Annotated in this window: 19 protein-coding genes; 1 reads left to right on the forward strand and 18 read right to left on the reverse strand. The window is 43.4% G+C overall.

Annotated features, from left to right (window positions below; translation table 11 throughout):
- Positions 1–27: 27 nt before the first annotated feature.
- From ilvN to KGMB01110_RS01100, 16 genes are all read right to left on the reverse strand, one after another.
- Positions 28–525, reverse strand: coding sequence for an acetolactate synthase small subunit (ilvN, locus tag KGMB01110_RS01025; protein ID WP_117602068.1), 498 nt, complete (start codon positions 523–525; stop codon positions 28–30).
- Between the two features lie 107 nt (positions 526–632).
- Positions 633–1,649 (reverse strand): UDP-glucose 4-epimerase GalE, encoded by a 1,017-nt coding sequence (gene galE, locus KGMB01110_RS01030; protein ID WP_117602067.1) that lies wholly within the window; start codon positions 1,647–1,649, stop codon positions 633–635.
- Positions 1,650–1,827: 178 nt separating this feature from the next.
- A complete protein-coding gene (locus tag KGMB01110_RS01035; protein WP_119297320.1) occupies positions 1,828–2,754 on the reverse strand; it encodes a nucleotidyltransferase family protein in 927 nt (308 codons plus the stop codon).
- A 69-nt stretch (positions 2,755–2,823) separates the two neighbouring features.
- The gene (locus KGMB01110_RS01040) at positions 2,824–4,158 is read right to left on the reverse strand and encodes an MATE family efflux transporter (RefSeq protein WP_117602065.1); all 1,335 of its coding nucleotides are present in this window, start codon (positions 4,156–4,158) and stop codon (positions 2,824–2,826) included.
- Positions 4,159–4,394: 236 nt separating this feature from the next.
- Positions 4,395–5,309 (reverse strand): tyrosine-type recombinase/integrase, encoded by a 915-nt coding sequence (locus KGMB01110_RS01045; protein WP_117889746.1) that lies wholly within the window; start codon positions 5,307–5,309, stop codon positions 4,395–4,397.
- A gap of 113 nt (positions 5,310–5,422) precedes the next feature.
- Positions 5,423–6,001: a DNA-3-methyladenine glycosylase I gene (locus KGMB01110_RS01050; protein ID WP_117602062.1), complete on the reverse strand. Its 579-nt coding sequence runs from the start codon at positions 5,999–6,001 to the stop codon at positions 5,423–5,425.
- Positions 6,002–6,041: 40 nt separating this feature from the next.
- Positions 6,042–6,332, reverse strand: a complete 291-nt coding sequence (locus tag KGMB01110_RS01055; protein WP_117602061.1) for a helix-turn-helix domain-containing protein — start codon at positions 6,330–6,332, stop codon at positions 6,042–6,044.
- Between the two features lie 19 nt (positions 6,333–6,351).
- Positions 6,352–6,690, reverse strand: a complete 339-nt coding sequence (locus KGMB01110_RS01060) for a type II toxin-antitoxin system RelE/ParE family toxin (RefSeq protein ID WP_117889745.1) — start codon at positions 6,688–6,690, stop codon at positions 6,352–6,354.
- A 241-nt stretch (positions 6,691–6,931) separates the two neighbouring features.
- Positions 6,932–7,942 carry a GGGtGRT protein gene (locus KGMB01110_RS01065; RefSeq protein ID WP_117602059.1) on the reverse strand — a complete coding sequence of 337 codons (1,011 nt, stop codon included), beginning with the start codon at positions 7,940–7,942 and terminating at the stop codon, positions 6,932–6,934.
- 39 nt (positions 7,943–7,981) lie between these two features.
- Positions 7,982–8,674 (reverse strand): iron-sulfur cluster assembly scaffold protein, encoded by a 693-nt coding sequence (locus KGMB01110_RS01070; protein ID WP_117602058.1) that lies wholly within the window; start codon positions 8,672–8,674, stop codon positions 7,982–7,984.
- A 123-nt stretch (positions 8,675–8,797) separates the two neighbouring features.
- On the reverse strand, positions 8,798–9,277 hold the full coding sequence (locus tag KGMB01110_RS01075) for a CinA family protein (protein WP_117602057.1): 480 nt from the start codon (positions 9,275–9,277) through the stop codon (positions 8,798–8,800).
- Between the two features lies 1 nt (position 9,278).
- Positions 9,279–9,821 (reverse strand): CDP-diacylglycerol--glycerol-3-phosphate 3-phosphatidyltransferase, encoded by a 543-nt coding sequence (pgsA, locus tag KGMB01110_RS01080; RefSeq protein WP_117889744.1) that lies wholly within the window; start codon positions 9,819–9,821, stop codon positions 9,279–9,281.
- Complete coding sequence (rimO, locus tag KGMB01110_RS01085) at positions 9,818–11,143, reverse strand: 30S ribosomal protein S12 methylthiotransferase RimO (RefSeq protein ID WP_119297321.1); 1,326 nt, start codon at positions 11,141–11,143, stop codon at positions 9,818–9,820. The genes pgsA and rimO overlap by 4 nt, the downstream gene beginning before the upstream one ends.
- Positions 11,144–11,221: 78 nt before the next feature.
- The gene (rpoZ, locus tag KGMB01110_RS01090) at positions 11,222–11,470 is read right to left on the reverse strand and encodes a DNA-directed RNA polymerase subunit omega (protein WP_117602054.1); all 249 of its coding nucleotides are present in this window, start codon (positions 11,468–11,470) and stop codon (positions 11,222–11,224) included.
- 3 nt (positions 11,471–11,473) lie between these two features.
- A complete protein-coding gene (gene gmk, locus KGMB01110_RS01095; RefSeq protein WP_117602053.1) occupies positions 11,474–12,112 on the reverse strand; it encodes a guanylate kinase in 639 nt (212 codons plus the stop codon).
- Positions 12,113–12,176: 64 nt separating this feature from the next.
- Entirely contained in the window at positions 12,177–13,055 is an 879-nt protein-coding gene (locus KGMB01110_RS01100) for a YicC/YloC family endoribonuclease (protein WP_117889742.1), read from the reverse strand.
- A 169-nt stretch (positions 13,056–13,224) separates the two neighbouring features.
- Here KGMB01110_RS01100 and KGMB01110_RS01105 point away from each other — a divergent pair, with 169 nt between their 5' ends.
- Positions 13,225–14,961, forward strand: a complete 1,737-nt coding sequence (locus tag KGMB01110_RS01105; protein ID WP_117602051.1) for an Rqc2 family fibronectin-binding protein — start codon at positions 13,225–13,227, stop codon at positions 14,959–14,961.
- Here the strand turns inward: KGMB01110_RS01105 and KGMB01110_RS01110 are convergent, their stop codons facing one another.
- Together KGMB01110_RS01110 and pheA are read right to left on the reverse strand one after the other, a co-directional pair.
- Positions 14,962–16,260, reverse strand: a complete 1,299-nt coding sequence (locus KGMB01110_RS01110) for an ATP-binding protein (RefSeq protein WP_119297322.1) — start codon at positions 16,258–16,260, stop codon at positions 14,962–14,964.
- A gap of 47 nt (positions 16,261–16,307) precedes the next feature.
- Positions 16,308–17,438: a prephenate dehydratase gene (gene pheA, locus KGMB01110_RS01115; RefSeq protein WP_117602049.1), complete on the reverse strand. Its 1,131-nt coding sequence runs from the start codon at positions 17,436–17,438 to the stop codon at positions 16,308–16,310.
- Positions 17,439–17,548 lie beyond the last annotated feature (110 nt).

The following is a 17,548-nucleotide window of genomic DNA, read 5'->3' on the forward strand; positions in this document are numbered from 1 at the left end:
AAGACTTTCGTCTCTAGCCTCTGGTTCCTAGAGATAAGTAACATCCTTCAGTCCTCTGGCCAGTCCCGTAATTCCGGTTCTCGCCAGTTCCAGGATCTCATATCCATCCAGAAGATTTAAAAATGCTTCCAACTTGGACTGATTTCCCGTCAGCTCGATCATCAGGCATTCTTTTTCCACATCCACGACTTTCGCACGGAAAATATCCGCCAGTGAAATCACTTCAGCACGATGAGATGCATCAACTCTGACTTTTACGATGATCAACTCGCGGTAAACAGAATCATCATCCTTTAAAAGCTTGATCTCTCTTACATCTTCCAGTTTGCGTACCTGCTTCTCGATCTGGGACAGGATCACCTCGTCTCCTGTCGCAACTACCGTAATTCTGGTAAATCTCGGATCAGCCGTAACACCGGCTGTAATACTGTCGATACTGTATCCTCTTCGGCTGAACAGTCCTGCGATTCGACTCAGGACACCCGGAGTATTATCGACAATCAATGAATAAACTTGCTTTCTCATTCTCTTTCCTACTCACTTTCCAGAAAACAGAGTGCGTTCTGTTTTCTAAATAATATCAACTTCCAACCTGTTTGTCAAGTTGTGATTTTAATATCTTACAGATTAATTTAGCTACGATATCCATCCGGATTATTGGACTGCCATTTCCAAGAATCTGCGCACATCTCTTCAATTCCACGTTCTGCAACCCAGCCCAGTTCTTCTTTCGCCTTTGTTGCATCACAGTAACAGGTTGCAATATCCCCTGCACGGCGCGGCTTGATCTCATATGGAAGTTCTTTTCCACACGCCTTCTCATAGGCATGAAGCACGTCTAAGACACTGTAACCGATTCCGGTTCCCAGATTGTAGATGTTCACACCTTTCTGTGTCTTCATTTTCTCGATTGCCTTTACATGACCGATTGCCAGGTCTACTACATGGATATAATCCCGCACTCCGGTACCATCCGGTGTCGGATAATCATCTCCGAATACCCCAAGGCATTTCAGTTTGCCCACTGCCACCTGTGCAATATAAGGAACCAGATTGTTCGGGATTCCTTTCGGATCCTCCCCGATCAGTCCTGACGGATGCGCTCCGATCGGATTGAAATACCGAAGCAGCATTACATTCCATCTCTCATCTCCCACATGAAGATCTGTCAGGATCTGCTCCAACATTCCCTTGGTCTGTCCGTAAGGATTGGTGATCTGTCCTTTCGGACACTTCTCTGTAATCGGAATCTCCGCCGGATCTCCATATACCGTTGCAGAGGAACTGAAAATCAGATTGAAACAGTCATGCTGTCTCATCACATCACACAAAAGCAGCGTACCTGTAATGTTATTATGATAATATTCCCACGGCTTTGCCACGGACTCACCAACTGCTTTTAATCCTGCAAAATGAATTACGTTTTCAATGTTTTCCTTTTCAAATACTTCTTCCAAGTCTTCCCTGTTCAGAATATCTCCCTGATAAAATTTTACAGATTTTCCGGTAATTTCTTTGACACGATCCAGTGCCTTCTCGCTGGAATTGTAAAGATTATCCAAAACCACTACCTCATATCCTCTGTTCAGCAACTCCACACAAGTATGACTTCCGATATATCCGGCTCCTCCGGTTACTAAAATTGCCATAATTTCCTCCTGTTGTTATTGTTATCTGTTTTCCGGCATCTGCAACTTGCTTTTCCTTCTGCCATCGAACTTTCATCTATACTTTTTTCAAATATTTATCTGTAGCTGAATTTTCAATTTTTTCTTTCAGACACATACCTGGCCAGCTACGCTGCTTCTCGATACTTTTACTGTCTGATCACTCCTTCATCCAGAGATACGTTGGGTACAGTCCGTCTTCTTTCATCCTGCGGATTGCCTCTACCACCGATGCCTTATCTTCTTTATAGGTAACCCCATACCATTTATCCTGGGATTTTAACACTTCTACCGTAGCCTTATCTTCGCTCAGCAGTTCCCCCACAACAGTCGGCAGAAAATACTCACATTTCAGTGGATTGGATGCAAGATTTTCCTCCAGGAATTTCGGGAATCTTTCCTTCAGTTCCTTTAAAATGCTCTCGGTAAATCCAAACATGTTCATAGACACGATACTCTCCGGAGAAATCTTTGTCCAGGTCTCTCCGTCATCCTCCGTATAAGCAGCCCCATCCTCTGTTTTCTCAATATGGGTGCGCTCTGTAATGTTTTTCAGATACCCCTGAGCGTCCATCTCGCAGATACCGCGTGACACATGCCCATTCTCTGTCAGTGTATTTTTCAGAATATATCCCACCATAGTATAACGATACTTCTCATCATCCTGATGAGTCGTCAGATAATCATAGATCATCTTTAACGCGTGAGGACCATAATAATCATCCGCATTGATCACCGCAAACGGTCCGTCCACTTCCTCTATACAGCTCAGAATAGCATGTCCCGTACCGAAGGGTTTCACCCTGCCTTCCGGAACCTGAAATCCTTCCGGAAGATTGGTCAGTTCCTGGAACACATATGCCACTTCCATCTGCTGTGCCATACGGTTTCCGATACTTTTCTTAAAATCTTCTTCATTCTCATGTTTAATAATAAACACGACTTTCTCGAATCCGGCTCTTTTGGCATCATACAGGGAAAAATCCATGATAATATGGCCCTGTTCGTCCACCGGATCAATCTGTTTTAAGCCACCATACCGACTGCCCATACCGGCTGCCATAATGACTAATACTGGTTTCTTCATTTTCTTTTCCTCCATGATTACTAGTATAATGTGCTACCTGTTTAAAAACAATAGCAAATCCTGTTTTCTCTAAATGACCTTCTTTTTCTTCCAGATTCCCGAAAAATAGAATCCCAAAGATACAGCAGTTCCAATAATCCATCCCACCGGCCAGGACATCCAGATACCGGTGGATTCAAAGAATCCGGACAGAATAAAGGCAAGAACGACTCTCAGGATCAGATCCGTAAACGTCGAGATCATAAATGCCTGCATACAACTTGCTCCGCGGAGCACACCGTCCGCGATCAACTTCCAGGAGACTACCGCATAGAACGGAGATACAATCCTCAAAAATTCTACTCCCACTTCCAGTGCTTTTTCTCCTCCCTGACTTAAAAACAATCCCACTGCGAATCGACCGCCGAAAAAAAAGAAACATACGACCGGAATCACCACAGCAAATACCAGTTTCATTCCTGCTTTAAAGCCTTCTGTCACTCGCTTGATTTCTCCTGCCCCCATATTCTGGGCAGTATAATTGGATACTCCATTTCCCAGTGTGGTAAAGGATGTGATCGCAAATGTATTTAATTTAATGGCTGCGGAATAACCTGCAACTACGGTAGATCCAAAACTGTTGACCAGACTCTGCACACACAGATTTCCCACAGAAATAAAACTCTGCTGCAAGATACTTGGAATAGAGACTTCCGCTATTTTTAACAACATTTCGAAAGAAAATCTGGAATAGGTCTCTTCCTCTTTGATCTGCCGCAACCGAAGTTTCAGCAAAAGAAAGGACAAGATCGACGAAACACCCTGCGCCAGAAAGGTTGCCCATGCCACTCCGGCTACCCCCATATGGAACCAGATCACAAAGATCAGATCCAGCGCAATATTTCCAAGAGAAGAAATGATCAGAAGTAACAACGGAGTTCTGGAATCCCCCAACGCAGTAAACACTCCGTTGCAGATATTATATAGAAATAAAAAGAACAGTCCCCAGACATAAATTCGCAGATAAATTGCCGAATCCCCGAAAATATCCGACGGTGTCCGCAACAATTTCAAGACTCCGTTGGAACTGAATTCTCCGATAACCGTCAAAAACAGACTCACAACAATCGTAGTAATCATAGACGTACTGACGGCCGATTTCATTTTTCCATAACGCTTTGCCCCGAAATACAGTGCAATTACTACGGAACATCCCACATTCAGCCCGGTGGCCACTGCCATATAGAGCATCGTCACCGGATAAGAGGCACCGACAGCCGCAAGTCCCTGCACCCCTACAAATTTTCCTGCGACAATACTGTCCACGATATTATAAAACTGTTGGAACATCACGCTTAAAAGCATGGGAAGTGTAAATCTGCACAGCACTCCAAAGGGCTTGCCTTTCGTCATGTCTGTTACCATCTTTTTTCCTCCGTATTTTTTTCTTCTGATCTTTTGAGCTTCTGATTTTCATGTTATTCATTCTTTTTTGCTTTTCTCGTAGATTCTTTCTCACCACCGAAAAGCCGTTTCTTTTACAAACGCTTTCTATCTTAATACAGGACGCCCGGAAAGTCAAAAAAATCTTCCATTGCTTTTCGCATCTGGCATTTTGCATCCGGCAAGTTCTTCTCCGGCACGATCAATACGAAATTGCGTCACGTCCTCGGCGGTCGGACAGACAACCTTACCAACTGCCCAGCTTCCTTTTTAATCTGATCCCGATAGGACAGATTGTGATATCGCTTTACCTGCATCCGGGTAATCCCAAGGGAAGATGCCACCTGTGCCGAGTCAGCCCCATACACATACAGTGTTGCTCCACAACTGCTTCGGATCTGTCTTGCGCTGTAAGAAGGCGTTCCCGCCTTTTGTGCCAGTTTTTTCAACATTCTGCTGATATACATCAGATTCAATGGCTGATTCCGGCTGTTTAAAAACAAGGTCTCTTCGTTTTTTCTTCCAGTTTCCAACAAATACTGTTCCACAATCTTCCATGCATCTTCCGGTATATAAGCCGGCTCTTTCCTTCCGGCAGGAAACACATACACACCATCCGCATACTGACCGAAATCTCCCGGACAAAGTGCAACAATTTCCGTTGCTGACAAACCGGCTCTGTATAGTAACACCAGGATCGTATATGCCATAGCATCTTCTTCTGCCGCCTGAAACAGACGATCCAGATCCTGAATCGGAACCGTCTGCGTAAACTGTTCCTGACGTTCCAAACCGGGGAGATACTCTGCAAACCAGTCCGCAAACTCCGTTCCCGTCATAATCCCCATTTCCTGCTGATTCTGTATGATATAATCCGCCAGAGAATGTAATTCCCGGATCTTTTTTGACACCGTAGAACCTTTCAGGCTTCCTGCTTTTACCTTCTCCTGTAAATATCCGAAATACTCTGCCACATCCTTCTGCTCCATTTCCAGGAAATCTTTTTTCATAAAATGCATAAATTCTATCAAATCTGTCTCGTAAGAAGCCTTCGTTGTCTCACTCTTAAAATGTGCCAAAAACTCTGGCCAGATCACATCTTTTAAAGTATCGGATGCATAAGAATCATTCATGAGAAGCCCCTCCTGCCTTGTCTGCATATTCCGCGCAAGCGGAATCCATCCATTAAATGTTATTAGTATACTTCATACTATAACATTTAACATAAAAAAAGAAAAGAGTATTTTCAACTCTTCTCTCCGTGATTCTCCTGTTTTTCAAGGAAGCATCCTTTTTCATGAGAATAGATCACTCCCACTGCCTGAAGATAGGAATAGATGATCGTGGTTCCCACAAATTTCATGCCTCTCTTCTTCAAATCCTTCGAAATCTGATCTGATAATTCCGATCTCGTCTCCCCGATCTCATAGATTGTCTGCCCATCTGTCCAATGCCAGAGATAGGAATCAAAACTCTCCCACTCTTCCTGAATTTCACGAAAAATCTGCGCATTTACCACGGCTGCATGAATCTTCAGCCGGTTTCTGATGATTTGCGGATTTGCTTTCAACTCCTCTTCTTTTTTCTCATCATAAGCTACAATCTTTTCTATCGCAAACTGATCAAAAGCCTGCCGAAAGGCTTCCCGCTTATTCAGCACACACTCCCAGGATAATCCTGCTTGGAAGGATTCCAGGATCAACATTTCGAATAATTTTCCATCCTCATGAACCGGTTGCCCCCATTCTTTATCATGATAGCGAATATATCGTTCATTTTTTGGATTTGCCCACCGGCACCGGCATTTTCCATCTGACCATTCCATATCTTTTCTCCTGTAATTCTGTATAGTTCATTTCAATCGTTTATTGTCTCTTTACAATTTTTAATTCATATCCTAATACATTCAGCAATTTATTGAACGCTGTAATTGTTGGTATACTTTCCCTTCTTTCAATTTTTGAAATTGTTTGTTGTGTCTTTCCGGTCAATTTTGCCAATTCCTTCTGTGTAATATTCTCCTGCTTACGTAAAGAAATCATTTCCCCTATCAACCTGTATTCAGCACGTGATTCATCCCACTCCTTTTTAAATTGCTCATTATTTTGTCTTCTTTTTTCGATTTCCCTTTTTACATTTACCTCAACAAATGGCATATTACACCTCTCCTATTGTCTATATTAATTTCTTTCCTAATATCTTTTCTAATTCTTTTGCTCTCTTTTTTATAATTTTTACATCCGCTTTTTCTGTCTTATTTTTCTGTTTTTTGCAAACATGAAGCAAATATATATTTTCTCCATCCGGCACCACATAAAACATTCGATTATGCTTATAAAAATAGACTTCATATATCTTCTTCTGCCATAGTTTATACTGAATTTTTTCAAATTCACCATTTTCCATACATTCTCTTACCGAATATGCATCTACAATTTCTCTTTCTGTTAAAGAATGTATGTATTCTAAAATCAAATTCCTTCCAGAATTTGATTCATAATCATGCAATATCATAGTTCTTCTCCCTTTATAAAATACATCATATAAGATGTATTGTCAATTTTATTTTAACATCAACTGAGAATACTTTTATTTTCTGTGAAATAACAAAGATATCGAAAATAAGATTTGAATAATGAAATGTCTTAAAGATACATTGTGGGTCACGCTATTACAGACCTTACAAAATCAGTCTATACTAAGCGAAACCCACAATGGTTACATGATGAAATACTTAAACTATTTTATAACTTTCTTAGAACTTACCAGCCTTTGCTGCTTCCTCAATCGAAACTGCAACTGCAACAGTCATACCAACCATCGGATTGTTACCTGCACCGATCAGACCCATCATTTCTACGTGAGCCGGTACAGAAGAGGATCCTGCAAACTGAGCATCAGAGTGCATACGTCCCAGTGTATCTGTCATACCGTAGGAAGCCGGTCCTGCTGCCATGTTGTCCGGATGCAGAGTACGTCCTGTACCACCACCGGAAGCAACGGAGAAGTATTTCTTTCCTGCTTCTACGCATTCTTTCTTATAAGTTCCTGCTACCGGATGCTGGAAACGTGTCGGGTTTGTGGAGTTACCGGTGATAGAAACATCAACGCCTTCTTTCCACATGATAGCAACACCTTCACGTACATCGTTTGCTCCATAGCAGTTTACTTTGGAACGAAGTCCGTCAGAGTAAGCGATTCTCTGAACTTCTTTCAGTTCTCCTGTATAATAATCATATTCTGTCTGAACATATGTAAATCCGTTAATTCTGGAAATGATCTTTGCAGCATCTTTTCCAAGACCGTTCAGGATTACACGCAGAGGTTTCTTACGAACCTTGTTTGCTTTCTCAGCGATACCGATTGCACCTTCTGCTGCTGCGAAAGACTCGTGACCTGCCAAGAAGCAGAAGCAGTCTGTCTCTTCTTCCAGAAGCATCTTTCCGAGGTTACCGTGTCCAAGACCTACTTTTCTCTGGTCAGCTACAGATCCCGGAATACAGAATGCCTGAAGTCCTTCTCCGATTGCTGCTGCAGCGTCAGCGGCTGTCTTACATCCTTTTTTGATTGCGATTGCTGCACCGACAGTGTATGCCCAGCAAGCGTTCTCAAAACAGATCGGCTGGATACCTTTTACCTGATTATATACATCCAGACCGGCATCCTTTGTGATCTTCTCTGCATCTTCGATAGATGCAATGCCATAGCTATTTAAAACTTCATTGATTTTATCAATTCTTCTCTCGTATGATTCAAATAAAGCCATCTAATTATCCTCCTATATTCTTTTCCGATTGCGAGACTATTATTCTTTACGCGGATCGATGATCTTCACTGCGTCATCTACACGTCCGTACTGTCCCTGTGCCTTTTCCCAAGCTTCATTCGGAGTATCTCCTGCTTTGATGAAGTCTGTGAATTTGCCAAGGCTTACGAACTTGTAACCGATGATCTCATCGTGCTCGTCAAGAGCGATTCCTGTTACATAGCCTTCTGCCATCTCAAGATAACGAGGACCTTTTGCAAGTGTTCCGTACATTGTACCAACCTGAGAACGAAGTCCTTTTCCAAGGTCTTCCAGTCCGGCACCGATTGCCAATCCGTCTTCAGAGAATGCACTCTGAGTTCTTCCGTATACAATCTGTAAAAATAATTCTCTCATAGCAGTGTTGATTGCATCACAGACAAGGTCTGTATTGAGAGCTTCCAAAATCGTCTTTCCTGGAAGGATCTCAGATGCCATTGCTGCGGAGTGTGTCATTCCTGAACATCCGATGGTCTCAACCAGTGCTTCCTGGATCACGCCATCCTTTACGTTCAGAGACAATTTACAAGCTCCCTGCTGCGGAGCGCACCAACCCACACCATGTGTAAAGCCGGAGATATCTTTGATCTCTTTTGCCTGTACCCATTTGGCCTCTTCCGGGATCGGAGCTGGTCCGTGATTAGCACCCTGAGCTACCGGACACATCATTTCTACTTCATGTGAATAAATCATGTTAAAACTCCTTTCAAATCTGAAATTTTCTCTTGTATAATGTTGAATGGTTTCTCACACTACACCCAGTATATTTTCGCATATTTTGACAAATCCGTCAATCATTCCGAAAAAGATTTGCTTCTAAGATTTGAGCATCTCAATCGCAAGTGAGAGAACCCTTTCTACCGCCTGTCTTCGATTTTCCTGTCGATCCCCTGAAAATCGACATTCTATCGTTTCTGTCTTCTGGTTTAAACTGCATCCCACATAAACCAGGCCTACCGGTTTTTCTTTGGTGCCGCCGCCCGGTCCTGCAATTCCAGTGGTAGAAAGTCCCATGTTGGCTCCGGCAGCTTTTGCCGCCCCCTCTGCCATTTCTTTCGCAGTCTGAGCGCTCACCGCGCCGTACTTTTCCAGCGTTTCATGAGAAACACCCAGCAGTTTTTCCTTTGCCTGATTGGAATAGGTAATATAGGCTTCATTTAACACATCAGAAGCCCCTGCAGTATTTACAATGGTACCGGAGACCAGACCTCCGGTACAGGATTCCGCGGTTGTAACCGTGTATCCTTTTTCCTTTAGTAAAGTAACCAGTTCTTCTTCCAGTAGGATTGCAGACATTTTACATGCCTCCCTGAGTCAGAACCTGTACATTCTTTGCAATATAGTCTACCAGTGAGATAATGGTCAGTGCCAGTGCGATCCACATCAAAACGGTTCCCACCATATCAAAGGCTCCTCCTAAATTCATGATCATGACAATGATCATCAGCATCTGGAAGGTTGTTTTAAATTTGCCCCAGTAGCTGGCTGCAATAACGATTCCATTGTCGGATGCCACCAGACGGAATCCGCTGATAATAAATTCTCTGGCAATGATTACGATAACCACCCATGCCGGAACCCGGTCAAGATCCTGTAGACAGATCAGGGCAGAACAAACCAGCAGTTTGTCAGCTAACGGATCCATAAATTTTCCGAAATTTGTAACAAGATTATATTTTCTTGCGATCTTTCCATCCAGAAAATCCGTAAGACTCGCAACCACAAATAAAGCAAGTGCAATCCATTTATTGGCATTTCCACCCACGTCTGTCAACATAAAAAATACAAAAAACGGAATCATAATCACACGCAGTGTCGTCAGTTTGTTTGGTAAATTCATGAAATCAGTCCTCCTATCAGATCATACTCATTTGCACCAGTTACTTTTACTCTCGCAAAATCACCGGACATCAACTCCTGATCCGCAGTTACAAAAATCAGGCCATCCACATTCGGTGCGTCCATATAAGTTCTTCCTACAAAAGCATTTTCATCCACAACTTTTCCTTCGATCATCACCAGAAGTTCTCTTCCGATCATGTCTTCTGCCTTTTCAAAAGCAATCTCCTGCTGCAATTCCATCAGCTCTGCCTGTCTTAATTCTTTGACTTCTTCCGGAATCTGATCCGGCATGGTTGCCGCCGGTGTATCTTCTTCCGGCGAGTAAGTAAAGACTCCCAGTCTTTCGAACTCCATTTCATCCACAAATGCCATCAGTTCTTCATGCTGTTCCTGTGTCTCACCCGGGAAACCGGTGATCAATGTGGTGCGAAGTGCAATATCCGGGATTTCTTTCCTAAGCTTTCCAATGATGTCAACCAGCTCCTGTTTGGTGGTTCTCCTTCCCATTCGTTTTAAGATGCCATCGCTGGCATGCTGAATCGGAAGATCCAGATAATGACAGATTTTCTCTTCTTCTTTAATGACCTGAATCAGTTCCTCTGTAATCTCTTCCGGATAACAGTAGAGAATCCGGATCCAGTAAAGTCCCGGGATCTCGCACAGTTTTCGCAGCAGTTCCGGTAATTTCTTTTCCCCGTAGAGATCCACTCCGTAAACGGTGGTTTCCTGTGCGACCAGGATCAGCTCTTTTACTCCGCCTTCTGCCAGTTCTCTTGCTTCTTTCAGAAGTTTCTCCATCGGCACACTCCGGTAATCTCCGCGCACCTTCGGGATGATACAGTAAGTACAGTGTTTATCACAGCCCTCTGCAATCTTCAGATAAGCGTAATGTCCACCGGTCGTTACCAGACGCTTCGTTTCCACCTGCGGAAGGGCGTTGATATCTTCCATTTTCAGTTCCGTATGACCTGCCAGTGCTTCATCGATTGCTTCCAATATCTTATCATAGGATGTGGTACCAAGAACTCCGTCTACTTCCGGAATCTCGTCTAAGATTTCTTTCTGATATCTCTGTGCCAGACAACCTGTCACGATCAGCGCTTTCAGTCTTCCTGTCTTTTTATATTCTGCCATCTGCAGGATCGTATTGATACTCTCCTCCTTGGCATCATGAATAAAACAACAGGTATTGACAACGATCACATCCGCTTCTTCTTCCGTATCTACCATCTGATACCCTCTGGAATCCAGCAAACCCAGCATCACTTCCGTATCCACCAGATTCTTGTCACATCCCAGAGAAATAAACAATATATTCATAGATATTCTTGCTCTCCTATACAGTGATAAAGGGGCTGTCAGAAAACAGTCCCTTTTCTTCTTCATTTTGTTTTACTTTTATTCCTCGTCTTCTGCATTTTCAGCGATGATCTTGATCTTTCCCTGATTCAGTTCATCGATAGCGATAGACAGAGGTTTCTCTCCTCCGTGTACATCAACCAGCGGCATTTCTCCGTCGATCAGCTGTCTTGCGCGTTTGCTGGTTGCAAGCACGATGGAATACCGGCTGTTTACAATCTTAGTAGCGCCCTCCTCTACGTCTGAGTTTACTACCTTCATAAGATCCGTATAAGATGGATGCAGCATAATTTATTTCTCCTTTCCTAATTGCGATAATTCTTCTTTAATCTCCTGCGCGAATTCTTTTCTGGAACAGATTCTGGAACGCGCACACTGGATCACCCTGTGGACTTCCTCCACACATCTTTCCAGTTCATCATTAATGATCAGATGATCATAACGGTCGATATATTCCGCTTCTTCCACTGCACGTTTCATCCGACCTTCGATGACTTCCATGGTCTCCGTTCCTCTGCCAACCAGTCTTTCTTTCAGTTCTGTTGCACTGGGCGGAGTCAGGAAAATCAGTTCCGTCTCCGGAAAACGTTCCTTTACTTTTAATGCACCCTGAATCTCAATCTCCAGAATTACATTTTTTCCCAGAGACAATTGCTCTTCTACATAGGCTCTGGGAGTTCCGTAATAATTTCCCACGTAATTAGCATACTCTATCAGTTCCTGCTCTGCAATCATTTTTTCAAATTGTTCTTTCGTTTTGAAAAAATATTCCCTTCCATCCACTTCACCCGGACGCGGATTTCTCGTGGTCGCAGAGATCGACAATGCATAATTTTCCGGATATTTCTCCAGGAGACGTTTCATCACAGTTCCTTTACCGGAACCGGAAAATCCGGAAACAACACTTAAGATTCCTCTTTCCTGTCTCATAGCTTACTTCTTTTCCTTCTGATTTCTTTTCTCTTTTTCTATACTTCTTCTGTATCGTTCTGTCTTATTCAATGTTCTGGATCTGCTCACGGATCTTTTCGATCTCTGTCTTCAGATTGATGGCATGATTGGAAACATCCAGATCATTTGCCTTCGACAGGATTGTATTGGCCTCCCGGTTCATTTCCTGAGCAATAAAATCCAGCTTTCTTCCGATTCCGCTTTCTTCATCCAGAGTCGCTTTCATATGAAGTACATGGCTTCTTAAGCGGACCAGTTCTTCGTCCGTACAGATCTTATCGGCAAAAAGCACGATCTCTGTCGCGAGACGGTTCTCATCGATCTGGGTATCTCCCAACAGTTCCTGTACCTTTTCTTCTAGTTTTTCTCTGTATTCTTTGACGATCTCCGGAGACCGTTTCTCGATGGCTTCCACGTCTTCCAGGATTCCGTCCAGTTTTTCAAGCAGATCTTTCTTCAGATTCTCCCCTTCTGTGATCCTTGTCTCCACAAACTGTGTGAATGCACCTTCCAGCGTCTCTTTTAACAGACTCCAGAGTTCTTCCTCATCCACTGCCTGTTCTTCCATGGTGATGACTTCCGGATATCTGGACAGCGCAGACACTCTGATATCGTTTTCCAGACCGAACTGTTCTTCCATCTTCCTGAAGCAATCCAGATATTCTGCCGCAAGTGCTTCATTATATTTTAAGGACACCTGATTCTGCGCAGAATCTTCATAGGAAATGAACAGATCCACTTTTCCGCGGGCTGCGTACTGTTTCAGAAGGCTGCGGATTGATGACTCAAAGAAATTCAATTTTTTTGGCATCCGAATATTGACATCCAGATAACGATGATTCACACTTTTTACTTCTACCGTAAATTTTCTGGAATCCCGAACCAGTTCACAGCGTCCGAAACCTGTCATACTTTTTATCATGTTGTCTCCTCCTCGAGGCTTCTTTTCGTTTTTAAAACCTTTTTAAGCTCAAAATCCATTATGCTATTATAACCCTCATCATGCAAAATGGTCAACCGCTTTCGATGTACATTTTTTTTTAAATAGGGTATAATAGTGGAAATGTAAGTTAGATAGTGAGGATGATAATATGGCTTTTGATGGAATCACCATAGCAAATATAACCAAAGAATTACAGGATACTTTAACAGGCGGAAGGATTTCCAAGATTGCACAGCCGGAAAAAGACGAACTGCTGTTAACGATCAAATCTTCTGCCGGACAATTCCGTCTCTGCATCAGCGCAAGTGCTTCTCTTCCGCTGATCTACCTGACAGATGTCAATAAGCCCAGTCCCATGACTGCCCCCAATTTCTGCATGCTTCTCCGCAAGCACATCAGTAACGGGCGGATCACCGGGATCACACAGCCGGGTCTGGAACGCATCATCCGATTCGAGATTGAACATCTGGATGAACTTGGCGATCTCAGGCAGAAAGAGCTGATCGTAGAGATCATGGGCAAACACAGCAACATCATTTTCTGTGATGAGAATCAGAAAATCATCGACAGTATCAAGCATGTCTCCGCCCAGATGAGTTCTGTGCGTGAAGTGTTGCCGGGCAGAGATTATTTTATTCCGGATACGCTGGAAAAAGAGGATCCTCTTTCCATTACCGAAGCACACTTTTCCGATCATCTCCGGAAGAAACCGCTCCCGCTTTCCAAAGCGCTCTACAACAGTTTTACCGGCATCAGTCCGGTGGTTGCCGAAGAAATCTGTACTCTCAGCAATCTGCCGTCTGAGCTTTCACCAAAAGATTTAAGCGAAGACCTGATGCACCACCTGTACACACAGTTTTCTATCTTTTTAGATCCTGTCCGGGAGGGTAGGTTTTCTCCCGTAATTTATTTTGACGGGCCGGAACCGAAAGAATTTTCTTCCCTGGAACTGTCTCATTTTTCCAATCTGGAGGCTAAGACTTTCCCGACCATTTCTCAGGTTTTGGTCACTTATTACGCTTCCAAGAATCAGATTACACGGATCCGCCAGAAGTCTGCTGATTTAAGACACGTCATTAATACGGCACTGGAACGTAACCGCAAAAAATACGATTTACAGCTTCGTCAGTTAAAAGATACCGAAAAGCGGGACAAATACCGGATCTACGGGGAGCTGATCAACACCTACGGCTACGGCGTGGAAGAAGGCGCCAAATCCATGGAAGCATTCAACTATTACACCAACGAAACCATTCAAATTCCATTGAAGGATACGCTTTCTGCCAAAGAAAATGCGCAGAAATATTTCGACCGTTATAACAAACTGAAACGTACCTTTGAAGCCTTAAATGAACTGACCCGAGAGACCCATCAGGAGATCCTGTATCTGGAATCCATCGGAAATGCCCTGGATATCGCCCGTCAGGAAGAAGATCTGACTCAGTTAAAGGAAGAACTTGCACAGACCGGATATATCCGCCGCAGAAGCGGTCAGAAAAAGGTCAAAATCACCAGCAAGCCTTTCCATTATATTTCTAGCGATGGATTTCATATGTACGTCGGAAAAAATAATCTGCAAAACGATGAGCTGACTTTCCGTTTTGCCAACGGTGGTGACTGGTGGTTCCATTCTAAAAAGTATCCCGGCTCTCACGTCATCGTAAAGACTGAGGGAAAGGAGTTGCCGGATCGCACCTTTGAAGAGGCAGCCCGTCTTGCCGCTCATTTTTCCAAAGCAAGCAAAAGCGACAAAGTCGAGATTGACTATGTCCAGAAAAAGGAAGTAAAAAAGCCCGGTGGGGCAAAACCGGGCTTCGTTGTCTATTATACGAATTATTCCCTGCTAATCGATTCCGATATCAGCGGGATTCAAGAGGTCCGGTAATTATACCGGATCTTTCTTTCCAAGCAAGTGGTCGATAAACTGCTGTGCCGTTCTTCCCGAACGTCCACCGTGGTTCATCTCCCATCTGTTCGCTTCTAAGAGAAGTTCCTCATCTTCCATCTTAATTCCATTTGCTCTTGCAAGTTCCAGTACAATCTCCTGGAATCCTTTTTTATCCGGTGCTCCATAATAAATCGTCACACCAAACCGTGCCACCAGAGAAAGCTTCTCCTGTACGGTATCGTTTGTATGCAGTTCCTCATCTCTGTCCGCTTTATCTTTAAAGGTCTCCCGGATCAGATGACGCCGGTTGCTGGTCGCATATATCAGGATATTATCCGGTTTCTTCTCCAGACCGCCCTCAATTACTGCCTTCAGATACTTGTATTCAATCTCAAATTCCTCAAAAGAAAGATCATCCATATAAATAATAAACTTATAATTCCGGTTCTTGATCTGCGCAATCACATCATTCAAATCCTGGAACTGATGTTTATAGACTTCGATCATACGGAGTCCCTGATCATAATACTGATTCAGGATCGCCTTGATCGAGGAAGATTTTCCGGTTCCCGCATCCCCGTAGAGCAGACAGTTATTGGCTCTTCTTCCTTCCACAAAAGCTTCCGTATTCTCGATCAGTTTCTGCTTCTGTATATCATATCCTACCAGATCATCTAAATATACATGAGCAATCTTTGTGATCGGAACGATATTTGCACCGTCCTCGGTATGCTCCACACGAAATGCCTTGTGAAGTCCTAATTTACCAACGCCGAACTCTTTGTAGAACTGTGTAACACTGGTTTTAAATTCCTCCGCATCCTTGCTTTCTTCCAGATTGGCCGCCAGTTCACAGATCCGGTCTCTGATCCGCTTATTAAAAAGCTTACTGCCGTTTCCGGTGTCTTTATAATTTTCTAAAATATCCAGACAGGATGCGTTTAAGGTTTTCTTCAATTCTGAAAAGTCATAGTCAAACAATTCCTTGAAAATCTCAAAATCATGCAGTGCGATCTGATTGATACTTCCCTCTACTTTTCCCACGATCTCACATGCGGTGCTGTATGCATTCTCATCAGTTGCCAGAAGATAAGTCAGATATGTATGCCACAAATTTCCTTCGAATCCGTGTCCTGCCGATAATTCCAGCAGTTCATTGACGCATTCAAACAATAAGCCTCTCAAATCTTCCAGGTTATAGTATTCATTGTCATAATTTTCCATCAGAAAGGTCATATCCGCCAGGAGCTGTCCTTCTTCCATATACTTATATAACATTAATTCATTGGTTCTCACGTTTGTTTCCTCTTTTCTCTTACACTCGGTTCTTTTTCAAGTGCTTTTTAATAATTTCCGAGAATCTTCAGATTTCTGGATTCTTCTCTCAGACCACGGATCGCATTTTTCACTGCCGGATCTGCCATGTTTCCGTCGAAATCCACGAAAAACCGGTATTCCCAGGGTCTTCCCTCGATCGGGCGGGACTCGATCTTCGTCATGTTCAGATCATTGTAAATAAAATGAGACAGCATATGATACAAAGATCCGCTCTCATGAGACACCTCAAAGCAGATGCTGATCTTAGACGCATTTTTCCGGAAAATCTTCTGATTCGTCACGATGATAAAACGGGTAGAATTTGCAGGATTGTCATTGATCTCCCGATCCAGGAGTTTCAGTCCGTACACCTCGGCTGCATGTTCGGAGCAGATGGCCGCCTTTTTCACATCATCATCCTCCAGAACCTTCCTTGCCGCTACAGCAGTATTGGCCACACTGATCTGCTGCCAGTCCCTGTGTTCATCCAGATAACGGGCACTCTGCATCAGTGCCTGCGGATGGGAATAGACCCTCTCGATATCACTTAATGTAGCATCAGGAAGTCCTGCCAGCGCATGACGCACCGGAAGCACCAGCTCATCTACGATATAATTTTCAAACTCCACCAGAAGGTCAAAGACCTCGTCTACGGCTCCTGCCGTGGAATTCTCAATCGGAAGGACCGCAAAATCTGCGCTTCCCTCTTCGATTGCTTCCATCGCATCTCTGAATTTCTGTACATGAAAGCTGTTAATCTCTTTTCCGAAATAACGGAACATCGCTTCCTGGCTGTAGGATCCTTCTGTTCCCTGGAATACGATTCTTGAATTCTTCCAATCCAGCTCCTCCACAGCAATAAAAGGAAGCTTTCCAAGAGCTCCTTTCTCCGTCAGCAGCTGATACTGTAACTTTCGGCTCATCGCCATCAGCTGCTCAAACAGTTCCCCGATCCCTTTTTTATTGAACTCGCCATGGACCATCGTCTTCACAGCCGAAATCTTTTCCTTTTCCCGTTGTCTGTCAAAGACTTTACTGCCGTTTGCGATCTTATATTCGCCTACTTCCCGACACACCCCCATGCGCGCCTCATAAAGTCTGGCGATCTCATGATCAATCTCATCGATCCGATCTCTTAATTCCAACAAATCTGCCATTTTAAAATCCTCTTTTCTCCCTGTACTTTGCAGATACATACGATTTTCATTCTATCACAGCATTTTCACAAAATCTATATTTTCTCTAAAATATCTTCTATCCTGCTTGA

The organism is Mediterraneibacter butyricigenes (genome assembly GCF_003574295.1).
GTDB lineage: Bacteria > Bacillota > Clostridia > Lachnospirales > Lachnospiraceae > Mediterraneibacter_A > Mediterraneibacter_A butyricigenes.

Excerpts from the sequence above, each read along its gene's own strand:
- ilvN (WP_117602068.1), bottom strand. The coding sequence starts at position 525 with ATGAGAAAGCAAGTTTATTCATTGATTGTCGATAATACTCCGGGTGTC.
- galE (WP_117602067.1), bottom strand. The coding sequence starts at position 1,649 with ATGGCAATTTTAGTAACCGGAGGAGCCGGATATATCGGAAGTCATACT.
- KGMB01110_RS01035 (WP_119297320.1), bottom strand. The coding sequence starts at position 2,754 with ATGAAGAAACCAGTATTAGTCATTATGGCAGCCGGTATGGGCAGTCGG.
- KGMB01110_RS01040 (WP_117602065.1), bottom strand. The coding sequence starts at position 4,158 with ATGGTAACAGACATGACGAAAGGCAAGCCCTTTGGAGTGCTGTGCAGA.
- KGMB01110_RS01045 (WP_117889746.1), bottom strand. The coding sequence starts at position 5,309 with ATGAATGATTCTTATGCATCCGATACTTTAAAAGATGTGATCTGGCCA.
- KGMB01110_RS01050 (WP_117602062.1), bottom strand. The coding sequence starts at position 6,001 with ATGGAATGGTCAGATGGAAAATGCCGGTGCCGGTGGGCAAATCCAAAA.
- KGMB01110_RS01055 (WP_117602061.1), bottom strand. The coding sequence starts at position 6,332 with ATGCCATTTGTTGAGGTAAATGTAAAAAGGGAAATCGAAAAAAGAAGA.
- KGMB01110_RS01060 (WP_117889745.1), bottom strand. The coding sequence starts at position 6,690 with ATGATATTGCATGATTATGAATCAAATTCTGGAAGGAATTTGATTTTA.
- KGMB01110_RS01065 (WP_117602059.1), bottom strand. The coding sequence starts at position 7,942 with ATGGCTTTATTTGAATCATACGAGAGAAGAATTGATAAAATCAATGAA.
- KGMB01110_RS01070 (WP_117602058.1), bottom strand. The coding sequence starts at position 8,674 with ATGATTTATTCACATGAAGTAGAAATGATGTGTCCGGTAGCTCAGGGT.
- KGMB01110_RS01075 (WP_117602057.1), bottom strand. The coding sequence starts at position 9,277 with ATGTCTGCAATCCTACTGGAAGAAGAACTGGTTACTTTACTAAAGGAA.
- pgsA (WP_117889744.1), bottom strand. The coding sequence starts at position 9,821 with ATGAATTTACCAAACAAACTGACGACACTGCGTGTGATTATGATTCCG.
- rimO (WP_119297321.1), bottom strand. The coding sequence starts at position 11,143 with ATGAATATATTGTTTATTTCTCTGGGATGTGACAAGAATCTGGTGGAT.
- rpoZ (WP_117602054.1), bottom strand. The coding sequence starts at position 11,470 with ATGCTGCATCCATCTTATACGGATCTTATGAAGGTAGTAAACTCAGAC.
- gmk (WP_117602053.1), bottom strand. The coding sequence starts at position 12,112 with ATGAGACAGGAAAGAGGAATCTTAAGTGTTGTTTCCGGATTTTCCGGT.
- KGMB01110_RS01100 (WP_117889742.1), bottom strand. The coding sequence starts at position 13,055 with ATGATAAAAAGTATGACAGGTTTCGGACGCTGTGAACTGGTTCGGGAT.
- KGMB01110_RS01105 (WP_117602051.1), top strand. The coding sequence starts at position 13,225 with ATGGCTTTTGATGGAATCACCATAGCAAATATAACCAAAGAATTACAG.
- pheA (WP_117602049.1), bottom strand. The coding sequence starts at position 17,438 with ATGGCAGATTTGTTGGAATTAAGAGATCGGATCGATGAGATTGATCAT.